The sequence below is a fragment of the Aquabacter sp. DMC10 genome (genome assembly GCF_056314145.1).
Genome location: NZ_JBQUYX010000007.1, coordinates 310231 through 332878, shown reverse-complemented (window position 1 = coordinate 332878; position 22648 = coordinate 310231). Strand labels below are relative to the sequence as shown.

The following is a 22648-nucleotide window of genomic DNA, read 5'->3' as shown; positions in this document are numbered from 1 at the left end:
GCGCCGGTCCCTCAGAAGTGGATGGCGAAGCGCGCCATGCCCAGCTGGGACGTATAATTGTTGCCGGCGCTGAGGCTGTATTCCAGCTTCAGCTCCAGGTTCTGCTTGGTGAGCGCCTGGAGGCCGATGTCGAAATTGCCCAGCACGCTGGGCATGGGGGCGGTGGTGGAGAAGGGCATCGTGCCGGCCGGGGCCGACAGGAAGCTCGACGACACCGTCCAGGCGTCGTTGGAGGCGAAGGAGGCCCCCAGCGTCATATAGGGCCGCAGCACCGTGCCGTCGGACAGGTCGATGCGCCCGCCGAACTCCACCGCCGGTGTCACCACGAAGGTCGTCTGGCTGTTGCCGTAGACCTGGAGTTCGGCCCCCGTGAAGCCCTGTTCGCTATAGCCGGGGGCGTTCACGTGGATCACGTCCAGATCCACCATGGGCCGCGCATACCAGTTGGCGAAGGCAAACTCATAGGCCGCGCGCAGGCGCCCGGTGACGTTCCACACATCCGCCGAGCTGGTGGGCGCCCCGCCCATGGTCCAGATGGTCCGGGTGTTGTCATAGCTCACCCAGCCGAGGTCCACCGCGGCCGCGAACAGCCACGGCCCCACCTGCCGCTTCAGCGCCAGGCCCACGTCCACCCCGGTGCCGTCCGACGACAGGGAGGAATTGGAGCTGGACAGCCAGCTCTGCTGGTAGGCGGCCGACAGGGCGATGAAGGTGTCGGTGGCGATCTCGCTCTGCACGCCGGCCTGGAAGGTGAGGCTGTCCGCCGTATAGCCGGCCATCTGGTCGGTGGTGGCCTGGGTGGTGCGCCCGGCGATGATGCGCGTCCAGGCGCAGCGATCCTCGTGCAGCTGGGTGCTTTCCTCGATGAAGACCGGGCAGGACAAGGTCCGGTTCAGGAAGGCCCGGCTGTCCGTGGTGCGCAGCACCGCCCCCGCCTGCAGCAATTGGGGCGAGAGCTGGCCCAGCGCATATTGATAGGCCGGCAGGTCGGACAGGCCGATCAGCGAGGAGAAGGCATTGGTCATGCCGCTGGAGCCGCCGAGGTTCCAGGCCTGCTGCAAGGCCCCGCCCACCGCCGCCTCATTGCCGCTCAGCGGCACCCCGGCCGGCACGAAATGGGCCACCGGGGACACGGTGAGGGTGGTGGCCGTCGTCACCATGTCCCAGCTGTAGGCGAAGCCGGACTGGGTGGTGGTGGCCGTATTGATGAGGGTGGGCGCCTCCAGGATCTTGTAGCTGGTATTGGGCGCGATGGTGTGGGGGCGCGGATCGATGAGGCCGGACAGCACGGCCGTGTCCGAGATGGACAGGAGGTCGTGGCTCAGCGAGCGCGCATCCACGTCCGCCTGGTAGATGCCGGGGGAGACGAACTGGCCCAGAAGCCCGGTCTTGGCCAGCGTCCCCAGGCCGCCGGGATTAACGGTGCCGAGATTTTGCAGCGCCAGCGGCGCGGAGGATGCGCTCAGGAGGCTCGCCGTCACCGACGCCGGCCCCATGCTCACGGCGGCGCCGGAATTGAACACGCCGCCCTTCTGAACCACGAAGCTGTTGGCGCCTTCGCCCAGGTCCACGCTGCCGGTGAGGACACCGGACACCGAGATGCTGTCGGCGGCCGACCCGGACTGGATGGCCATTCCCGCATTATTGGTCACCCGGCCGCCGGCGGCGATGGTGATGATGTTCGCCTCGCCGCCCGAGAGCATGATGGCCGGGCCGCCGGCACCGCCAATCACCTGGCCGCCCCGGTCCACATTCACCGCGATGACGCCATTGCCCAATGCGCCGAGGCTTTGGGCGAAGATGGCCGGCGCGCCGCTGCCGGACGCGCTCACCAGGCCCGAGACATTCACCGTCACCGGGCCGCCCGTGCCCGCCCCTCCGGCGGTGCCGAAGCCGACGCCCGTGCCGGTGGCGGCGAGGCCGCCGCCGCCGCCGATGGACTGGGCCACGATGGCCGCCGCATTGGCGCCGGAGGCCTGCGCCTTGCCGGAGACGTTCACCGTGACCGCGCCGCCATTGCCGGCGCCGCCGCCGGAGCCATTGATGCCGTCATCGAGCGTGAACACCGCGCTGGCGGCGCTGCCGCCCACGCCGCCGCCGCCGCCCACCGACTGGGCGAAGATCGCCGCCGCGCCGGTGCCGCTGGTGGCGATCGCGCCCGCCACGGTGGCGGTCACGGTGCCGCCATTGTTGCCCGTGCCGCCCGACCCGCCAAAGGCCACCGCGCCGGTGCCGTCCGCCGATCCCGCGCCGGCCACGCCGCCGCCGCCGCCGATGGATTGCAGCAGCAGGCCGTGGGACGAGGCGCCACGGGTCACGATGGTGCCGGTATCACCCAGCGTCACCTGAACCGTGCCGCCGATGGCGCCGGCACCGCCGGAGCCGCCCAGCGTCAGTGCCAGGGAATGGCTGCCGGCCGATTGGGTGGTGCTGGTGGCCGCAACGCCGCCGCCGCCGCCGATGGATTGGGCCAGCACGCCCGCCGCCGCATCGCCGCTGGTGGAGACAAGCCCCTTCACGGTGCCGGTGACGGTGCCGCCCGCGCCGGCGACGCCGCCGGAGCTGCCCAGGGTCACGGTCGCCGCCACCTCGCCGGCACCGGCATCGGCGCCGACGCTGGAGGCGCGTCCGCCACCGCCGCCGATGGATTGCAACACGATGGCGTTGGAGGAATCCCCCGTGGTCACCACGCGGCCGGATTGGGTGAGCGTCACCCCTTCGCCGTCGCCACCGGAGCCGCCGGAGGCGCCCAGCGTGAAGGCCACATTGACCGTATTGCTGCCGCCCGAGGCGGACGAATTGGCCGCCGCCGCCGTGCCGCCGCCGCCGCCCACCGATTGCAGGAGCAGGCCGTCCGAGCCGGCGCCCGTGGTCTGCACCAGGGCGTTGAGGGTGACCGTGACCGTCCCGCCATTTCCGCCCGCGCCGCCCGAGCCGCCCATGTCGGCGGACAGGCTGGCCGTGCCGCCGGTGCCGGCGAAGGAAGAGGCCAGGCTCGCCTTGCCGCCGCCGCCGCCGATGGCCTGCGCCACGAGGCCCGCCGCATCATGGCCGGAGGTGGAGATGACCGTGTCGAGGCTGGTGCCGAAATCCACCGTCACCATGCCGCCGTCACCGCCCGTGCCGCCGCCACCACCCACCGTGGCGGAGACATCGAAGCTGCTGCCGCCTTTGCCGTCGGCCGCCGTCTTGCCGGCGCCGCCCACGCCGCCGCCGCCGCCCACCGACTGGGCGAGGATGGCATCGGCCATGGCCCCGGTGGTGATGATCTGCTGCGCCGTCTGGCCGAACACATAGACGTTGCCGCCCGTGCCGCCGCTGCCGCCGCCCCCACCTATGGCCGCGCCCACCGCCAGCTTGCCGCTGGCGGCATTCTGGGCGCTGCCGGCAAAGCCGCCGCCGCCGCCCACCGCCTGCGCGAGAATGGCGCTGGCGCCGAAGCCGGTGGTGGTGATGTCGCCATTATTGGTGACGGTGACCTGTCCGCCATCCCCGCCCCCGGCGCCGGAGCCGGTGAGCGACAGGCTGACCGCCGCCGCGCCCCCGGTGCCGCTGTCGCCGGTCACCGCGGCGCTGCCGCCGCCGCCGCCGATGGACTGGGCGAGAATGCCGTGGCCGAAGCTGCCGCCGGTGGCAAGGTCCCCGGAATTGGTCACCGTGATCGTGCCGCCCGTGCCCGCGCTGCCGCCGGAGCCGCCGAGGGCCGCGCCGAGATTGAGCTGCGCCGCGCCGCCCGTGGCGGCGGTGGCGGTGGCCACCGCATTGCCACCGCCACCGCCAATGGCCTGGGCGAGGATGGCGCTGGCATGGTCGCCCGTGGTCTGGATGATGCCGGTGTTGGCGAGCGTGACGGTGCCGCCCGCCCCCCCGCTGCCGCCGGTGCCGCCGAGGCTGGCGGACACATTGGCCGCGCCCGTGCCGCCGCTGGTGGAGGAACTGCCCCCGCCCTTGCCGCCGCCGCCGCCGATGGACTGGGCCACCAGGCCGTTGGCGCCGACGCCTGACGTATAGATGGACATGCCCGGCCCGGCCGCGCCGCCATTGGTCAGCATCGCCACGCCGCCGGCCCCGCCATCGCCGCCCGAGCCGCCAATGCCCACCGAGACGGTGACCCCATTGCCGCCCGCGCCGTCCGCCTTGCCGGACCCGGCGCCCGCTGTGCCGCCGCCACCGCCAATGGACTGCACCAGAACGCCATCGGCCGCATCGCCGGTGGTGCTGATGCGGGTGGCGGCGGACCCGGTGAGGGTGGCGCTTGCCGCGCCACCATTGGAGGCCGCGCCGCCGGCCCCGCCCACGGCGCCGCCGAGGGCGAACTGGGCGAGGGTCGCATTGTCCGCGCTGCCGGCCGTGCCGCCGCCGCCGCCGATGGACTGCACCATGACCGCCGTCGCATTCTGGCCCTGGGTGAAGACGCTGCCGGAGATGTTGGCGGTTGCGGCGCCGCCATCATTGCCGTTGCCGCCCGCGCCGGCGAGCGTGAAGGTGACGCCCGCCTGCCCGCCATTGGCGGCGCCGCCCACCGCGCTCGAGGCGCCGCCGCCGCCGCCGATGGACTGCACCAGAACACCATAGCTGGACACGCCCTGGGTCTGGATGGTGGCGGCGGAGGTCACGGTAGCCGTGCCGCCCGTATTGCCGCTGCCACCTTGCCCGCCAATGCCGACGATGACGCTGGCGTCCGCCTTGGTGCCGCTGGCCGCCGCATGGGTGGAGGTGGCAAGGCCACCGCCGCCGCCGATGGATTGGGCGATGATGCCGGAGGCATGGTCGCCCGCGGTCACGATGATGCCGTCGCGCCAGGTGACCGTCACCGTCCCGCCGATGCCGCCCGCGCCGCCGGCCCCGCCGACGCCGAGGGAGATTTCCGCGATGCTGGAGGCGCCGGTGTCGGCCGCCGTGGAAGAGGCCGCCGCGCCCTTGCCGCCACCGCCGCCGATGGACTGGGCCACCACGCCGTTGGCGCCGGTGCCGGAGGTGGAGATGTTCACCCCCTGGCTCCCAGGGAAAATGAAGAAGCCGGGGGTGCCATTGGTGACCGTGACGGTACCCCCGCCGCCGGCCGATCCGCCGCCGCCGCCCACAGACACGGCCAGGTTCACCGCCTGCCCGCCGGTGCCGTCCGCCTTGCTGGTGCCGGTGCCGCCGGTGCCGCCGCCGCCGCCGATGGACTGGGCGAGAACCGCATCGGCCGCCGCGCCAGTGGTCACGATGCTGCCGAAGCTGGCGTTGTTGAAGGCCACCGTCACGGCGCCGCCATCGCCACCGCTGCCGCCGGTGCCGCCCACAGCGCCGCCGACGCCGATCCGGGAGGAGGCCGAATTGGTGGCGCTGCCCGCATTGCCGCCGCCGCCGCCGATGGACTGGGCGAGTACGCCGACGCCATTCTGGCCGGCGGTGGAGAGGCTGCCGGTGGAGGTGACATTCACCGCCCCGCCATAGCCGCCGCTGCCACCATTGCCGGCGAGGGTGAAGGTGATGGCCGCGGTCTTGCCCGCCCCCGTCGCCGCCGAGGCGCCCACCGCGCCGCCGCCGCCACCCACGGACTGGGCGAGGATGGCATTGGCATGGTCGCCCGTGACCGAGATGACACCGGAATTGCTGACGGTGACGGTCCCGCCTTGCGAGCCGGTCCCCCCCGCCCCGCCGAGGCTGGCCCCAATGGAATAGCTGGCGCCGGTGGCGCCCGTGGTGGACGAGCCGCCCTTGCCGCCGCCGCCGCCGATGGACTGGGCGAGGATGCCGTTGGCGCTGGCGCCGGCCGTGCTGATGCTGCCGGAATTGACCACGCCCACCGCGCCGCCATAGGAGCCGGTGCCGCCGGCCCCGCCGAGCGCGAAGGTGGCGGACACGGACTGGCTGCCCGTGCCATTGGCCTTGGAGCTTGCCGCGCCGCCCACGCCGCCGCCGCCGCCCAGGGACTGAGCGAGGATGCCGTCCGACAACTCGCCCTTGGTGACGATGCTGCCTTGGGCGTTCACCTGGACCTGACCACCATAATTGCCGCTGCCGCCGGAGCCGGCGATGGAGGCGCCCAGGGAAATGGTGGAGGCGCTGCTGGCCTCCGCGCTGCCGGCGATGCCGCCGCCGCCACCGATGGATTGGGCGATGATGCCGGTGGCATTCTCGCCCTCCGTCAGCACGGTGCCGGCTGCGGTCACGGTCACGGTGCCGCCGGAGCCGCCTTTGCCGCCGCTGGTGCCGAGCGCGAAGCCAATGGCGAGCTTGCCGCCGCTCGCGGACGCCCCCGCCAGGCCCGCCGCGCCGCCGCCGCCGCCCACCGACTGGGCGAGGATGCCGGTGGAGGCGTCCGCCGAGGTCTGCACCGCCGCATTGACGGTGACATAGACGCCCGCGCCATTGCCGCCCGCGCCGCCGGTGCCGCCCATGCTGGCGCCCAGCGACGCCTCGCCCCCGGTGGTGCCGGCCGCCGAGGAGGCCGCGCCGCCCTTGCCGCCGCCGCCGCCGATGGACTGGGCCAGGATGGCCGAGGACGTATCGCCGAAGGTGGCCACCACGGTGGAGGTGCCGGTGCCGATGTTCAGCGTCACCTTGCCGCCATCGCCCCCCGCGCCGCCGGACCCGCCGAGGGCCGCGGACACGCCGAAGCTGTTGCCGCCCTTGCCATCCGCCTTGCTGGAGCCGGAGCCGCCGGCCCCGCCGCCGCCGCCGATGGACTGGGCGACCACCGCATCCGACAGATCGCCGGACGTGGCCACCGTCTGCGCACCGGACAGGGTGAGCGTGACCGCCCCGCCATTGCCGCCGCTGCCGCCCGAATTGCCGATGGCGGCGCCCACCGAGACCTTGCCCGTGGTGGCGTTCTGCGCGCTGCCCGCCAGGCCGCCGCCGCCGCCGATGGACTGGACGAGAATGGCGTTGGACTGCTGGCCGATGGTGGAGATGTTGGCGCTGTTGGTGAGGCTGACCGTGCCGCCGTCGCCCGCGCTGCCGCCGGCGCCGGCCAGGCCAAGGGTCACGGTGGCGCTGCCGCCGGTGCCGCTGTCGCCGGTCACCGCCGCGCTGCCGCCGCCACCGCCGATGGATTGGGCCACCAGGGCGTTGGCAAAGTCGCCCTGGGTGGAGATGACGCCGGAATTGGTGAGCTTGGCATAGCCGCCATCGCCGCTGGCGCCGCCCGACCCGCCCAGGCTGGCGGACAGGTTCAGCTTGGCAGACTGGCCGCTGGCGGTGGACATGGCGCCCACCGCATTGCCGCCGCCGCCGCCGATGGACTGCACCAGGATGGCGGTCGCATGGTCACCCCAGGTGCCGACGCGACCCGCATTGGTGATGGTGGCATTGGAGCCATAGCCCGCCGCCCCGCCATTGCCGCCGATGGAGGCGGAGACATTGGCGGTGTCGCTGCCGCTGGTGGTGGAGGAGGTGCCGCCACCCTTGCCGCCGCCGCCGCCGATGGACTGGGCGACGAGGCCGTTGGCGCCGACCCCTTGCGTATAGATGGTCAGGGCCGCGCTGGCGGTGGGGCCGTTGGTGAGGGTGGCGCTGCCGCCATGGCCGCCGCTGCCGCCGCCACCACCCACGCCCACCGTGACCGCGGCGCCATTGCCGCCCCCGCCGTCGGCCTTGCTCGTGCCTGCCCCCGCCGTGCCGCCGCTGCCGCCGATGGACTGCACCAGCACCGCATCCGCTGCGGCGCCAGTGGTGAAGATCTGCGTCTTGGAACTGCCGGAGAGCGCCGCCGTGGCGCTGCCGCCATTGCCGCCCCCGCCGCCCTTGCCGCCGATGGCGGCGCCCACCGCGAACTTGGCCGAGGCCGCATTGGTGGCGCTCCCGGCATTGCCGCCGCCCCCGCCGATGGACTGGGCGAGGATGCCGATGCCATCCACGCCCTTGGTCCAGATGCCCGCCGAATTGGTCACGCTCACGGTGCCGCCATCGGCGCCCGAGCCGCCGGTGCCGGCGAGCGAAAAGGAGACGCTGGCGGTCTTGCCCGAAGTGGCGGCGGCCGAGGCGCCGGCCGTGCCGCCGCCACCGCCGATGGATTGGGCGAGAATGGCGATGGCATGGTCGCCCGACACCGAGATGCCGGCGCCAGAATTGGCCACCGTCACCTGGCCGCCAAACGCGCCGGCGCCGCCCGAACCGCCGAGCCCGGCCGAGAGATTGTAACTGCCGCCCTCCCCCTTGCTGGAGGACGAGCCGCCCTTGCCGCCACCGCCGCCGATGGACTGGGCGAGGATGCCATTGGCGCTCGCGCCCTCCGTCACGATGGTGGCCGAATTGGTCACTTGCACCTGATTGCCATAGGTGCCGGAACCGCCCGCGCCACCCAGGGTCAGGGTGGCCGAGATGGAGCCCTGGCCAGCCGCATGGCCCTCCGCCGAGGCCGCGCCGCCCACGCCGCCGCCGCCGCCCACCGACTGGGCGAGAATGCCGTCGGACAACTCGCCCTTGGTCTCTATGGTGCCGGACGTGGTCACATAGATCTTGCCGCCCTGCTCGCCCGTGCCGCCGGAGCCGGCGACGGCGCCGCCAAGGGAGATCTTGGAGGTGGTCGCCGCGCTGCTGCTGCCGCCGACGCCGCCGCCGCCGCCCACCGACTGGGCCAGGATGGCCGGGGCGTCGAGGCCCTTGGTGGACAGGGTCCCGGTGGAGTTGACCGTGACGGTGGCACCGATGCCGCCGGTGCCGCCCGAGGCGCCCAGTGTGAAGGTCAGGGCCGCCTTGCCGCCCGAGGCGGACCCGGCCGCAGCACCTCCCTTGCCGCCGCCCCCGCCGATGGACTGGGCGATGATGGCCGCCGCATGGTCGCCGCTGGTGGCGATGACCGGCGCCTTGGCGGTGCCTTTGGCCACATTGTTCACCGTGACGGCGCCGCCATTGCCGCCGCTGCCGCCCGAGCCGCCGATGTTTGCGGTCAAGGAAAAGCTGCCGGTGGCGTTGGGAGAATAGGCGCTGTCGCCGGTCTTGCCGGACGCCGAGCCGCCCGCGCCGCCGCCGCCGCCCACCGACTGGGCGAGGATGCCCACCGCATCGCCGCCGCTGGTGACGATGGTGCCGGTATTGTAGACGTTCACCGTGCCGCCATGGCCGCCGCCGCCCGCCGAGCCGCCGAGCGCCACGGTGGCATTGAGGGTGCCGTTATAGGCATTGGCCGCGCCGCCTCCCGCCGCGCCGCCGCCGCCGCCGATGGACTGGGCGAGAATGCCACGCGCGCTCGCCCCTTCGGTCTGGATGGAGCCGTAATTCTTGGCCACCACGGCGCCGCCCGCGCTCGCCGTGCCGCCGGCCCCGCCCAATGAGAAGCCGACCGCGACCGACTTGGCCATGGTGGGCGAATTGGCGGAGGAAGCGCCGACGCCCCCCGCGCCGCCGCCGCCGCCGATGGACTGCACCAGGATGGCATCGGCGAAATCGCCCAACGTGCCAACAAGGCCGGTATTGGTGACGTTGGCCGCGCCGCCGGTGCCACCGCCGGCGCCCGAGCCGCCCAGGGCGGCGCTGACGCTGAAAGAAATGCCGTTGGAGGCGGCCAGGCTCATGGCCGAGGCATCGCCGCCGGCACCGCCGCCGCCGCCGATGGATTGCACGAGGATGGCGGTGGCGCCGTCCCCTTGGGTGCGGACGGACCCCGTATTGCTCACGCTGGCGGTGCCGGCATTGTTGCCGCTGCCGCCGCTGCCGCCGATGGCGGCGGAGATGGACACGGACACGTCGACGCCCGCCGAAGCCGCCTCCGCGGACGAGGAACCGCCATTGCCGCCACCGCCGCCGATGGACTGGGCCACAATGCCCATGGAATCGAAGCCGGAGGTGCTGACAACCCCGCTGTTGGTCACCGTGGCGCCATAGCCCAGCCCGCCTGTGCCGCCCGTGCCGCCCACCGAGACCGCCGCGCCCACGAACAGGCCGACGCTTTTCGCCACCACCGCCCCGCCGGAGCCGCCGCCACCGCCGATAGACTGGGCGAGCACGCCGGAGGCGCGGGCCCCCGTGGTGAGGACGCCCGCCTCGTTGGTGACGGTGACGGTGCCGCCATTGCCGCCCGATCCGCCGCTGCCGCCGATGGTGAAGGCCACGCCTTCCAGGGTGGCCGCCTTGGCGCTGCCACCGGCGCCGCCGCCCCCGCCCACTGATTGGGCGAGAATGGCGGTGGAATAGGAGCCGGAGGTCTGGACGGTGACGGTGCTGGTGGTGGCGCCCGAATTGGTCACATAGACATTGCCGCCCGCGCCGCCCGTGCCGCCGCCGCCGCCAATGGCCGCCGAGACGCCGATGCTCGCGGAGACGGCGCCGCCGCCCCGCCCGCCGCCACCGCCAATGGCCTGCGCCACAATGCCCAGAGAATCCTTGCTGGCGGTGCTCACCAGGCCGGAATTATAGACCTTCACCGTGCCCGCATTGCCGCCGGCCGCGCCCTGCCCGCCGAGCGAGCTGATGCCACCCGCGCCGCCGCCATTGCCGCCGCCACCGCCGATGGCCTGCGCCAGGATGCCGTCGGAATAGGTCCCGCGGGTGGTGATGGTGCCGGAATTGTTCACCAGGGCCACCGCGCTGGTGCCGGTGCCCGACGAGCCGCCCGGCGCGGCGGAGCCGCCCACCGCGATCTGGCCACTGCCCAGGATCAGGCTGCCGCCGCCGCCGCCCACCGACTGCACGAGCATGCCGTGGGAGTAATTGCCATAGGTGTTGACCGCGCCGGAATTACGCGCGGTCGCGCTGCCCGCATTGCCGCTGGCCGCGCCATTGCCGCCCATGGAGGAGAAGCTGCCGCCGGCATCGCCGCCATTGCCGCCACCGCCCGCCACCGACTGGACGACGATGCCGATGGCGCCGCTGCCCTTCGTGGTCACGGCGGCCGCGGTCTTCACATAGACATAGCCGGACGATCCGCCGGGGCCCGCATTGCCGCCGGTGGTGGAAATGAAGCCGCCATAGACGCTGGCGCCATTGGCCCCGAGGCCGCCGAGGCTCTGGGCCAGAATGCCGTTGGAGGCATAGCCGGTGGCGGAAATGGAAACGCCGGCCGCGATCTGGACGTTGACCACCTTGCCGCTGGCGGCATTGCCGCCGGTGCCGCCATTGCCGCCCGTCAGGTTCCAGGCATCATTGGCCGTGGCACCGCTGCCGCCGCTTCCCCCATTGGCCTGGACCAGGACGACGGGTGCATTCTTGCCGACGGTCGAAAGCTGGGCGCCCGCCTGCACCGTCAGATCGGCGACGCCGCCAGTGCCGCCTTGTCCGCCATTGCCACCGGTGGCGCCGAACCCGCCGGCGAACCAGGGCTTGGCAATATAGCCATCGCCGCCGTTGCCGCCATTCGCATAGACCGCCACCGCCCGGGCGCCCGACGCGCCGGAGGCGGTGATGACGGAGTTCGCGGCGATGGTCACCGACGCCGTTCCCCCCGCGCCCCCCGCGCCGCCATTGCCGCCCCAGGCGTCGGACGCTCCTGCATAGCCGTAGCCGCCGCGCCCGCCGGCGCCACCATTGGCCCCCGCGCCGACACCCAGGCTGCTCCCGCTCACGGTTCCAGACACGGAGACCGTGACGGTGCCAGCCCCGCCGCCCGCTCCGCCGTTGCCGCCTGTGGCATTGGCCACGGTGGAATCACCCTCGCCGCCGGTGCCCCCCGTGCCGCCGAGGGACTGAACCTGCACGCCAATGACCCCCGTCACCGAGGTGCCGGACAAGGTCAGTCCCGCATTGCCACCATTGCCGCCCGTGCCGCCCAGGCCGCCATCGGCGCTGTCGCCGGCGGAATGCCCTTCAGCGGCGTTGCCCGCATTGCCGCCCACCGAGGAGATGGCGATGGCCGTGCCATTGGAACTGGTGACGCTGCCGCCGGTGATCCGCGCATAAGCATAGCCGCCGTTGCCGCCCTGCCCGCCATTGCCGCCATAGCCATGGTCCGTGCCGCCGGAGCCCGAGCCCGCCGCCCCGCCGGCGCCGCCGCCGGACCACACGACGATCCCGTTGGTGGTGCCGCTGACGGTGGAGCCGGACAGGATCAGCTTGGCCGTGTTGCCATTCCCGCCGGTGCCGCCATTGCCGCCATAAGACTTGTCCGAATCGCTGGACCCCCAGCCGGCCGCCTGGGAGAGGCCGCCCACGGAGGACACCACGATGGCGGTCCCGCCTTGGGCGGTGATTGTGGAGCCGGAAATGTTGAGCCCGGTCACCCCGGCCACGCTGCCGCCATTGCCGCCGGCCCCGCCATAGGACCGGCCGGTGCCGCTGGAGCCATTGCCGCCGACCCCGCCCCAGCCGGCGGTGGACAGCATCTGAACGCCTCCCGCCGCACCGGTGATGGTGGAATTGGTGATGGAGCCATAGGCGGAAACGAATGTGCTGGACGTCCCGCCGGTCCCACCTGCGCCGCCGGTCGCATTGGTGGTGTCGGAGCTGCCATAGCCGCCGGTGCCGCCGGTCTGGCCGGCCGACTGGGCGAACACCGCATAACCATTGCCACCCGCGCCGCCCGTGATGGTGGAGCCGGTAATGGTGAGATTGATCCAGTTGCCGACGCCGCCCGTTCCGCCGGCGCCGCCGGTGCCGGTGGCGGAATTCGACTGGCCATAGTATCCGGCCCCGCCGCCACCGCCCATGGTGAGGAGAAACAGGGCCTGAGCGCCAGTGGACAAGGTGGAGTTCACAACGCTTAGCGTGATCGCCGCGCCGCCCGTGCCCGAGCCGCCGGCACCGCCCTGCGCCCAGTCCGTACGGCTGAAACCGTAACCGCCCATCCCCCCGGCCCCGCCCAGGGACTGCACGGAAACCGTGTTGGCCGTCGTGTTGGCATTGACGTTGGAGATGGTGATGAACTGCTCACCACCCCAGCCGCCCGCGCCACCCGCACCGCCCGCGCCGTAACCCGTGTCGCTATGGCCATAGCCGCCCGTGCCGCCAGTGCCGCCGCGGCTGTAGATGGTCAAGGCGGAGGGCACGCCGGCGGTGGTGCCGCTCACCTGGAGGTTGGTCGTCGGCATGGACTGGCCGACGCCCCCGGTGCCGCCGGTGGCATCCGATGTGTAATCATAAACGTCGTCGCCGCCGCCGCCGCGGGCGCCGGTGGCGCTTGAGGCATAGGGCACGGCCACCTGGGTCTGGGCCATGGCCGGGCCGGAGACCCCAGCTCCCGCCAGAAAGGCGAGCCCGGCCAACGTGGTGGACAGCGCGGTGGACAGCCGCAGCCGGGCCGAGGAGGCGCCGTAAACGCTGCCGGCCTTCACCTGGCCCGCCACCTTTTGAGTGTTACGACCCGCCATGACCCGCCCCCACGGTGCGCGGAGATTGATACCACGCGCCGGACAAACAACACCGCTGCAGCGATCTACACAAGCCCAAGCTGACCCCAGACTTGCATCGCGTGCCAATGCCCCGGCGGCAATGGGGCCACTTTTTCGACCTTTTCCTTCGGGCACGGCTCAGATAATCGAAAGATGGGGCGCGTCGCCCGTGGGCGGCGTGCGCGAAGGGGTGCCGGACGTGCGTGGTTTCCCGGCGGTGGCGTGCCATGGCGCTGTAATGACGCCGTGCTTCGTTAACCGTCTTGAGCCAGACTGCAGCCGGCGCCACTTCAGGGGGCGCAAAGCAAAGAGGCCGGCACGATGCCCGTTACCTTCAAGACCCTGGCGCTGACCGCTCTGCTTCAGGTCGGCGCCCTCGCGTTTGGAACCCTGGCGATGGCCCAGTCCACGCCTGTGCCGCCCGGTGCCATCCAGGGCCGCACCATGGACATTGGCGACCAGCCCGGCGTGATCGCCCCGTCCGATGACGAGGTGGAGATCGACCCGATCTATCGCCGCCAGCCGGTCTATTTCCGCACCACGGAAGCCCCCGGCACCATCATCATCTCCACCAATGATCGCTTCCTCTATCTGGTGGAAGGCAACAACCGGGCGCTGCGCTACGGCATCGGCGTCGGCCGGGACGGCTTCACCTGGCAGGGCCTCGTCACCGTGGTGCGCAAGGCCGAATGGCCCGATTGGACGCCCCCCGCCGAGATGATCCAGCGCCAGCCCTATCTGCCGCGCTTCATGGCCGGCGGCCCCGGCAACCCCATGGGCGCCCGCGCGCTCTATCTGGGCGGCACGGTCTATCGCATCCACGGCACCAACCAGCCGCAGACCATCGGCTATGCGGTGTCGTCCGGCTGCTTCCGGCTGGTGAACAGCGAGATCATCGATCTCTACAGCCGCGTGCCGGTGGGCACCAAGGTGATCGTGCGCCAGGCCGTCGCCCTCTGACATGCCTGCGCCGCTCCCGCTCCGGCGGGCGTGGCGCATGGCCAGCTGATGGCCGGCGCATCCGGGCGACCCGGGCGCGCCGGGCCTTGTTCCCTGGACCACGTTCCCCCGCGCGCCCCTGGCCCAGGCGGCCGCGACAGGGCGGGCCGTGAGCCGGTTTGGTGCTGGCACGGATGGTGTCGGCACAGGTCGCGTTCGGCGTTTTCGCTTATTCCCTTCTCATCCCCCGTTCCAAGAGGCGGTTTTCATGAAGACCCTCCTGACCCTGCTGGCCGGAGCGGCCGTCGCGCTCGGCGCGCATGCGGCCGACGCGCAGACCCTCAAGGCGGTCAAGGATCGCGGCGAGCTCGTATGCGGCGTGAGCCGCGGCCTGGTGGGCTTTTCCAGCCCCGATGCCGCCGGCAAGTGGACCGGCTTCGACGTGGACTTCTGCCGCGCCGTGGCGGCGGCGGTGCTGAACGACCCGGCCAAGGTCAAGTTCGTGCCGCTGAGCGCCGACGAGCGCTTCACCGCCCTCCAGACCGGTGCGGTGGACCTGCTGTCGCGCAATTCCACCTGGACGCTGGAGCGCGAAGGCAAGCTGAACCTCCTGTTCGGCGCCATCACCTATTATGACGGCCAGGGCTTCATGGTGCCCGCCGCCCGCAAGATCAATTCGGCCCTGGAGCTGGACGGCTCCAAGGTGTGCGTGCAGAGCGGCACCACCGCCGCCGGCTACACGGAAGACTATTTCAAGACCAACACCATGAAGCTGGAGATGGTGACCGTCGCCAATTCCGACGAGATGGTGAAGGCCTATGAGGAGGGCCGCTGCGATACGCTGTCCACCGACGTGTCCCAGCTGTTCGCGCTGCGTCTCGTGATGAAGAAGCCCGGCGCCCACATCGTGCTGCCCGACGTGATCTCCAAGGAGCCCCTCGGCCCGGTGGTTCGCCAGGGCGACGACCAGTGGTTCAACGTGGTCAAGTGGACCCACTTTGCCATGCTGGACGCCGAGGAACTGGGCGTGAATTCCGGCAATGTGGACGAGGCGCTCAAGTCCTCGAAGCCCGACGTGCGCCGCCTGGTGGGCGCCGACGGCAATTATGGCGAGCAGATCGGCCTCACCAAGGACTTCGCCGTGCGCATCATCAATGCGGTCGGCAATTACGGCCAGGTGTTCGAGCGCAATGTGGGCGGTGATTCCAAGCTTGGCATTCCCCGCGGCCTGAACCAGCTGTGGAGCGCCGGCGGCATTCAGTACGCCCCGCCGGTGCGCTGATCCCGCACGCCGCGAGGGGCCGCGCGCCGGCCCCTCGTTCAGCCGTCCCTTATGCCGTCCCTTCGGCCTTTTTTGCCGCTCGCTCAAACGTGAGCGGCAACATTCCCTAACGGTATCGACCAAGCCCCTTCTGCCATTCTAGTCTCTCGGCCTCTGTTGGAGCGCGGTCCCGTCGCATGGCCCCTGGTGCGGGCACCATCTGACCGGCACGCATCCTCTCACCTTGGAACAGAAGCGCGGCCGCAGCGTCCTCGGATCGTGCCCGCGATCCCCCGTGCGGACCGCGCGCCTGGGAGACGCCCATGACCCTCCTGTCCCGCCGTTCCGTCCTTGCCGCCGCCGCGGCCGGTGCCGCCAGCTTCACCACCGGCGCCTTCTCCGCCTTCGCCGCAGCGCCCCAGGCCACCAGCCAGTGGCCGAGCGCCTATCGCTACAAGGTGGGCAGCATCGAGGTGACCGCCATCAGCGATGGCGCGCGCACCATTCCCCTCACCGACACGTTCGTGCGCAATGCGTCGCGCGAGCAGGTGAACGAGGCGCTGCGCGCCGCCTTCCTGCCGGAGAACCAGCTCACCCTGCCCTTCACGGCGCTGTTGGTGAACACCGGTTCCAAGCTCTATCTCATCGACAGCGGCAACGGCCCGGCCCAGGGCACGGTGGGCCTGCTCGGCGGCACCCTCGCTGCCCTCGGGGTGGACCCCAAATCCATCGATGCCGTGGTGATCTCCCATTTCCACGGCGACCACATCAACGGCCTGCTGAACGCCCAGGGCGCCCCCGCCTATCCCAATGCCCAGGTGCTGGTGCCGGAGGCCGAATGGGCCTTCTGGATGGATGACGGCCAGATGAGCCGCGCGCCCGACGCCATGAAGGGCGGGTTCCAGAATGTGCGGCGGGTCTTCACCCCCCTGGCCGGCAAGGTGGAGCGCTACGGCTGGGACAAGGAGGTCATGCCTGGCCTCACCTCGGTGGCGACTCCGGGCCACACTCCCGGCCACACCTCGTTCCAGCTCGCCTCCGACAAGGGGCGGCTGTTCGTGCAGTCGGACCTGACCAACATCCCGGCCCTGTTCGTGCGCAACCCCACCTGGCACGTCATGTTCGACATGGACCCGGCGAAGGCGCAGGAAAACCGTATCAAGATCTATGACATGGTCTCGGCGGAGCGGATGCTGGTGACGGGCTATCACTTCCCCTTCCCCGCCGCCCTTTATGTGGAGAAGGACGGGGTGCGCTTCGACTATGTGCCCACCGCCTGGAACCCGGTGCTCTGAGGCCTCTACAGCTTCAGCTTGAGGCTGAGCGAGCCCGTCTGGCTGACGAAGCCGGAGGGGCTCGCCTGCAGATCATAGTTCACCCCGAGATCGAGGCCGCCGAGGCGCGTGCCCACCAAGCCGACGCCGCCGGAGAACAGCCAGGGGGACAGGTCCGCCCCATAGGTCATGAAGCGCGGCCCGCCGCCCAGGAAAGACGCGCTCACCTGCGTCTGCGTATCCAGCATGTTGTAGCCGACCCCCGCATAGCCGGTCAGGCGCAGTGGCGCGGACAGGCGATACTCGCCCCGCAATCCTAAGCTGAGCATCAGTTCCTGGTAGGTCTGCCCGGCCACCGAAAGGCTCAGCGCCCCCGCCCCGCTTTCCACATAGGCGGGCGCATGGACGGTGGCATAGTCGAGCCGCACGGTGGGCGTCAGGCGCAGGTTTTGCGACACCTGGACGTCCTGCCGCAGGGCTGCGCCCGCATGGAAGGTGGTGCCGGTATAATCCGCGTTGGCGGAGCCCGGCGCGAGGCCCACATAACGGCTTTCGGACGTGTCGTTGAAGGCGCCGTCGAGCGTCAGGTCGAGGGCGAGACCGGGCGCAAGGCGCGTGCTGCCATAAAGACCCAGCGCATAGCTGTTCACGTCAAGAGTGCTCGGCGCCCCCACCGCATCGCCGGTGAGGCGGGCATAGGAATAGGCAAACCAGCCACCCAGCGTCACCTGGTCGGACAGCGCGCCGTCCACGCCCGCGACGAAACCGCCGCCGGAGGCATGATAGCCAAAATAGCCCGCCTGGGTGGATTGGCTGGCCAGCGCGCCGAAGGGCTGCGCCCATCCAGCCTTGCCCGATGCGTCCTCCGTCCGCGCGGCGATCCGGTTCGCAACGATCTGCTGGAGGGGGCGCTGGCTGTCGTACGTGGCACGGGAGGCATTGCCGGCCAGCGCTGGCAAGGTCTGGCCCAGCGCCGCCGCCAGGGCCGGCCCCTCCAGCGCATTGAGGACGGAGATGGCGGGGGCGAGCGGACCCACGAGCCCCTCCGGCGTCCCCGCCACCCCATAGAGCGCCACCGCCGCTCCGGTCGCCGCCGGGTTCAGCACCGCGGCCGTGGTCACATAGGGCTGCACCAAGGTGACCAGCGCCGACTGGCCCGTATAGGTGCCGCTGGAATCATAGACGCCCAGCTGCATCTGGGCGGAGCGCGGATCGCCTTCGATCTCGCCGTAGAGGTTGGTGACGACGGGATTGGAGGCGGGCACGGTGGAGAGCAGAACCTTGCCCTGCGGCGTCATGGAGCCGATGAAGGTGAAGAGGGCACCTGCGGGCGTCACGCCCTTCCCCCAGAAATAGCCGCCCGCATAATTGGTGATGACGATGTTGGCCGCCGCGGTGGTGCCGAGCAGGCTGGGGCTCACCAGGCGCCAGGGGGTGCCTTGCGTCCAGGCCCATTGGGGCGAGGCAATGGCCGGCACCACCTGCGCCGCCGGCGGGGTGAAGGTGGCCGGGTTGTAGGGCGTCATATAGGCCCAGTGGGTCACCATCATGGTGTCCCCGGTAATCATCTGCATTTCCATGGTCGTCACGCCGCCCACCTGCTGCATCACGCCGAGGCCGACCGTGGTGAGGCCGGCGCCATTGTTGAACAGCATGGTGATCTGGCCGGCATCGGTGACCGTGCCCTGGATGGTCATGGACGAGGTGGTGACGAGAGGGCCGATGGTGAGCGTGGCCGAGCTGGTGCCGGTAAACACGCCATTGGTGGAGGTGCCCAGCGCCCAGATTGTCTGGTCGCCCACCGCGAAGGGATTGGCGAACGAGGTGCCGGAGGTGCCATAGGCCAGCATCAAGGGGAACGGCACGTACCAGTTGCTGTTGGAGATGACCGAATCCCACTGCGACTGCGCCCGCGCAATGCCCGTGCCCGCGCCGAGAAGGACGAGCACGCCCAGCGCGCCGCGCCACACCCGCTGGCGCCCGGCGCGCGCGCGACTCACCTTGGGACCCCGCCCAGCCTTGTCCCGCTGCGCCATCCCTTCCCCCAACTCTTTTTGCCTTTTTTGACCTACCGCAAGGACACCTTAGGACGACGCCGTCCGCAATCTCTAATCTTTTGACGGATCGACCGTCTGCGCCCGGACCCAGGCGGCGAAGGGGGCATCCGCAGCCGCCACGTCCAGCACCAGGATGGCCGGCACCTCATAGGGGTGAAGCGCCCGCAGCGCCGTCATGAGGGCGTCCACCTGCCCGGCGCGCGTCTTCAGGAGCAGCACCACCTCTTCGGCGCGCTCCATCTGGCCGTCCCATTCATAAAAGGAGATGAGCCCCGGCAGCAGGTTGCCGCAGGCGGCAAGGCGGCGTTCCACCATCTGGCGGGCGGCGGCCTCGGCGGTGGCGACCGTTGGGAAGGTGGAATAGACGATCTTCAAGTCCATGGCCGCACACGCAAGGTCACGCCCGGCCATGTGCCGGGAGCGGCGAGGATGGCGCGGGCGCAGCGCCTCGACAAGGCCGGCGCAGGCGGCTACGAAGATGAGGCGTCTGCACGGGGCGCACCGAAAGGACCTGCGGGCGCGACCGTCCTGATGAACACCCCCCTGTCGCCTCTGAACAAGATCGCCTTCGTGGCCGCCCGCACCCCGGAAGCCGAGAGCGCGCGCGAGCGCCTCATCGCCCGCTATGGCAGCGTGCCGCCGGACCAGGCCGACGTGATCGTGGCGCTCGGCGGCGATGGCCTGATGCTCCAGACCCTCCATGCCGCCCGCGACCGGGGCGTGCCGATCTACGGCATGCATCGTGGCTCGGTGGGCTTCCTGCTGAACACCTATTCGGAAGACAATCTGGTGGAACGCCTGGCGGCGGCCCAGCATGTGGTCATCCATCCCCTCATCATGGAGGCGGTGGACATGGCGGGTGTGCGCCACAAGGCCCCCGCCATCAATGAGGTGGCCCTGTTCCGGCAGACCTACCAGGCCTCCAAGCTGCGCATCTCCATCGACGGGCGGGTGCGGCTGGAGGAGCTGATCTGCGACGGCGTCATCATCGCCACCCCCGCCGGCTCCACCGCCTATAATCTGTCCGCCCATGGCACCATCCTGCCGCTCGGCACCGCGCTGCTGGCGCTGACCCCCATCTCCCCCTTCCGCCCCCGCCGCTGGCGCGGCGCGCTGATCCCGGACAAGGCCCGCATCGACATTGCCGTGCTGGAGGCCGACAAGCGCCCGGTGAGCGCCGTGGCCGATCATTTCGAGGTGCGCAACGTGGTGGCCGTGACCGCACGGCTCGACACCCGCTCGCGCATCGACATGCTGTTCGATCCCGATCACGGGCTGGAAGAGCGCATCCTGCGTGAGCAGTTCGTCTTCTAGACGACGCCGCGCCCGGTCCCTGTCCCATGGTCTTCTCGTCCGTCACCTTCCTCTATTACTTCCTGCCGGCCTTCCTGGTCTGCTATTTCGCAGTGCCGCGGCTGCGCGCGCGCAACTTCGTCCTGCTGGCCTTCTCCCTGGTCTTCTACTCCTGGGGCGGCATTGCGAACGTGCTGGTGCTCGCCGTCTCCATGGTGGGCAATTACCTGTTCGCCTTGCTCATCGGGTCGCGGCCGCCGCTGCGCCGCCTGCCGCTCCTGGCGGTGGCGGTCACGCTCAATCTCGCCGGCCTCGTCTTCTTCAAATATGCCGGCTTCCTGGCGGAGAACCTGAACGTCCTCCTGGAGCCCACGGGGCTCGCGCTGCCGGTGATCCATACGGAGCTGCCGCTCGGCATCTCCTTCTTCACCTTCCACGCCATCTCCTACCTGGTCGACATCTATCGCGGAAAAGCCTGGGCCAACAATCGGTTCGAGGAGATCGCGGTCTACATCACCATGTTCCCGCAATTGGTGGCGGGGCCCATCGTGCGCTATTCCACCATCGCCCATTTCATCGGCGACCGGCGCACCACGCCCGGCCGGGTGGCGGCAGGCTTGCGCATCTTCGTCATCGGCCTGTCCTGGAAAGTGCTGATCGCCGACGAGATGGCGCCGCTCGCCGCCATCGCCTTCGACCAGATCACCACCCCCAATTTCGCCACCGCATGGCTCGGGGTGGCGGCCTATGCGCTGCAGATCTATTTCGATTTCGGCGGCTATTCCAACATGGCCATCGGCCTGGCGCTGGCCATGGGCCTGCGCTTCCCGCGCAATTTCAACCTGCCCTATGGCGCGCTTTCCATCACGGACTTCTGGCGCAAGTGGCACATGAGCCTCTCCAGCTGGTTCCGCGACTATGTCTATATTCCGCTGGGCGGAAACCGGCGCGGCCACCTGCACACCGCCCTCAACCTGTGGACCGTCTTCCTGCTATGTGGCCTGTGGCATGGGGCGAGCTGGACCTTCGTGATCTGGGGCGCCCACCACGGCGCCTTCCTGGTGCTGGAGCGCACCCCCTTCGGGCAGGCCTTGAAGCGCGCGCCCCGCGTCCTCGCCCATGCCTATGTGCTGCTGGTGGCGCTCACCGGCTGGGTCTGGTTCCGCGCCCTCTCGCTGCCGCACGCGCTCGACATGTTCGCGGGCCTGGCCGGCCTGAATGGTTGGGGCAGGCTGGACAGCGCCATGATCGCGGCCCTGCAGCCGGCGACCCTTGTCGTCTTCATCCTGGCCTGGCCGCTGTCCATGTGGGGCCTGCCGCTGGTCAAGGGCGGGCCGCTGTCTCCGCGAGCACGGGTGGCGATCTACGGGCTGGTGGACACGCTGGTCATCTTCGCCTTGTTCGCCCTGTGCTTCATCACCGTGGGGGCTGCCAATTACAGCCCCTTCCTGTACTTCCGGTTCTGAGCCATGCCGCTGCTCCTCGCCTATCGACGCTGGTGGCTGGCGCTCTTCGCGGCGATCCTGGCCTTGCCGACCCTCGGCCTCGTCCTGCCCGACTTGCCGGGGCCCGTGCGCCCGGTCACCAAGGTGGAGGCGACCTGGTGGGTGCGCGCCACCGAGCGGCTCGACCCCTTCATCAACGCCCATTTCGGCTTCCGAGGCGCGGTGATGGCGGCCAACGCCTCCTATGCCCGCGCCACCCATTCCACCCGCGCGCGGCCGGTGTTGATCGGCGATGGCGGCCAGCTTTATTTCACCGGCGACCAGACGCTGGAGCAGTCGCTGGGCCTGCTGGTCCGCGCCAAGCCCATCGCCGATTTCATCGACGTGCTCACGCGCCTGAAGGCGCGCCTGGAGGCCAAGGGAATCACGCTGGTGGTGGCGGTGCCGCCCAATGGCGCCACCATGCTGCCCGGACGCCTGCCGGGCTGGGCGCGGCCGCAGATGCGCCATCCCACCGAGCTCGACATTGTCTCGGAGCGCCTGCCGCAGAACGGCATCACCTTCGTGGACCTGCGCCCCATCCTGGAAGCCGCCAAGGCGGGCGGCGGTCAGATCTACCGGCGCACCGACACCCATTGGACGCAGCTTGGCGCGGTGCTCGCCTTCAACGCGGTGATGGCGGCGGCCGGCCGGCCCGAGCTTGCCATCCCCCTGGAGGAGGCGAACGGCCCGCTGGTCCCGACGGCCACCGGGGACCTCTCGCGGATCCTCGGCGAATCCAAGGCCACCGGCGACAGCGATTATGAGGAGCGCCTGAAGGTCCCCCCCGGCCTGACGCCCCTGAAGGGACTGGTGCCCGAGCGGCCCGACAGCGATCCCTTCCAGCCCTATGCCTATGCCACCGGCCATTCCGGGCCGGCCATCCTGGTGATCGGCGACAGCTTCACGCAGAACTTCTGGCCGCGCCTCCTGGCCGCCCGCACCAGCCGCTTCGGCTGGATGCATCATTCCTCGTGCAAGTTCGAGGCGGATGCCATCGACCGCTTCAAGCCGGACATCGTGGTCTATATGCCCACCGAGCGCTCCCTGCCCTGCAAGGGCCAGCCTTCCGGTATGTGAGCGGGGC

Annotated in this window: 9 protein-coding genes; 6 read left to right on the top strand and 3 right to left on the bottom strand. The window is 70.8% G+C overall.

Features of this window, described 5'->3' with window-relative positions; genetic code table 11:
* Window positions 1-11: 11 nt before the first annotated feature.
* A complete protein-coding gene (locus tag ACT54L_RS19430) occupies window positions 12-13232 on the bottom strand; it encodes a hypothetical protein (protein ID WP_476087274.1) in 13221 nt (4406 codons plus the stop codon).
* Between the two features lie 342 nt (window positions 13233-13574).
* On the opposite strand from ACT54L_RS19430, the gene ACT54L_RS19425 reads away from it, so the two are divergent.
* The 3 genes from ACT54L_RS19425 (at window position 13575) to ACT54L_RS19415 (ending at window position 16748) form a co-directional block, all read left to right on the top strand.
* Window positions 13575-14213: a L,D-transpeptidase gene (locus ACT54L_RS19425; protein ID WP_476087273.1), complete on the top strand. Its 639-nt coding sequence runs from the start codon at window positions 13575-13577 to the stop codon at window positions 14211-14213.
* A 247-nt stretch (window positions 14214-14460) separates the two neighbouring features.
* Window positions 14461-15474 carry an amino acid ABC transporter substrate-binding protein gene (locus tag ACT54L_RS19420; protein ID WP_476087272.1) on the top strand — a complete coding sequence of 338 codons (1014 nt, stop codon included), beginning with the start codon at window positions 14461-14463 and terminating at the stop codon, window positions 15472-15474.
* 302 nt (window positions 15475-15776) lie between these two features.
* Window positions 15777-16748 (top strand): MBL fold metallo-hydrolase, encoded by a 972-nt coding sequence (locus tag ACT54L_RS19415; RefSeq protein ID WP_476087271.1) that lies wholly within the window; start codon window positions 15777-15779, stop codon window positions 16746-16748.
* Between the two features lie 5 nt (window positions 16749-16753).
* On the opposite strand, the gene ACT54L_RS19410 is transcribed toward ACT54L_RS19415, so the two are convergent.
* Together ACT54L_RS19410 and cutA are read right to left on the bottom strand one after the other, a co-directional pair.
* The gene (locus ACT54L_RS19410; protein ID WP_476087270.1) at window positions 16754-18727 is read right to left on the bottom strand and encodes an autotransporter family protein; all 1974 of its coding nucleotides are present in this window, start codon (window positions 18725-18727) and stop codon (window positions 16754-16756) included.
* 108 nt (window positions 18728-18835) lie between these two features.
* Complete coding sequence (cutA, locus tag ACT54L_RS19405) at window positions 18836-19165, bottom strand: divalent-cation tolerance protein CutA (RefSeq protein WP_476087269.1); 330 nt, start codon at window positions 19163-19165, stop codon at window positions 18836-18838.
* 150 nt (window positions 19166-19315) lie between these two features.
* On the opposite strand from cutA, the gene ACT54L_RS19400 reads away from it, so the two are divergent.
* Genes ACT54L_RS19400 through ACT54L_RS19390 form a run of 3 tightly spaced genes read left to right on the top strand, consistent with a single transcriptional unit; the run spans window position 19316 to window position 22641 of the window.
* Window positions 19316-20098 carry an NAD kinase gene (locus ACT54L_RS19400; protein ID WP_476087268.1) on the top strand — a complete coding sequence of 261 codons (783 nt, stop codon included), beginning with the start codon at window positions 19316-19318 and terminating at the stop codon, window positions 20096-20098.
* Window positions 20099-20124: 26 nt separating this feature from the next.
* Entirely contained in the window at window positions 20125-21543 is a 1419-nt protein-coding gene (locus ACT54L_RS19395; RefSeq protein ID WP_476087267.1) for an MBOAT family O-acyltransferase, read from the top strand.
* Window positions 21544-21546: 3 nt separating this feature from the next.
* Window positions 21547-22641, top strand: coding sequence for an alginate O-acetyltransferase AlgX-related protein (locus ACT54L_RS19390; RefSeq protein WP_476087266.1), 1095 nt, complete (start codon window positions 21547-21549; stop codon window positions 22639-22641).
* Window positions 22642-22648: the final 7 nt, after the last annotated feature.

What these genes read in the sequence shown, in the direction of transcription:
- ACT54L_RS19430 (WP_476087274.1), bottom strand. Translation starts at nt 13,232, where the DNA reads ATGGCGGGTCGTAACACTCAAAAGGTGGCGGGCCAGGTGAAGGCCGGC.
- ACT54L_RS19425 (WP_476087273.1), top strand. Translation starts at nt 13,575, where the DNA reads ATGCCCGTTACCTTCAAGACCCTGGCGCTGACCGCTCTGCTTCAGGTC.
- ACT54L_RS19420 (WP_476087272.1), top strand. Translation starts at nt 14,461, where the DNA reads ATGAAGACCCTCCTGACCCTGCTGGCCGGAGCGGCCGTCGCGCTCGGC.
- ACT54L_RS19415 (WP_476087271.1), top strand. Translation starts at nt 15,777, where the DNA reads ATGACCCTCCTGTCCCGCCGTTCCGTCCTTGCCGCCGCCGCGGCCGGT.
- cutA (WP_476087269.1), bottom strand. Translation starts at nt 19,165, where the DNA reads ATGGACTTGAAGATCGTCTATTCCACCTTCCCAACGGTCGCCACCGCC.
- ACT54L_RS19400 (WP_476087268.1), top strand. Translation starts at nt 19,316, where the DNA reads ATGAACACCCCCCTGTCGCCTCTGAACAAGATCGCCTTCGTGGCCGCC.
- ACT54L_RS19395 (WP_476087267.1), top strand. Translation starts at nt 20,125, where the DNA reads ATGGTCTTCTCGTCCGTCACCTTCCTCTATTACTTCCTGCCGGCCTTC.
- ACT54L_RS19390 (WP_476087266.1), top strand. Translation starts at nt 21,547, where the DNA reads ATGCCGCTGCTCCTCGCCTATCGACGCTGGTGGCTGGCGCTCTTCGCG.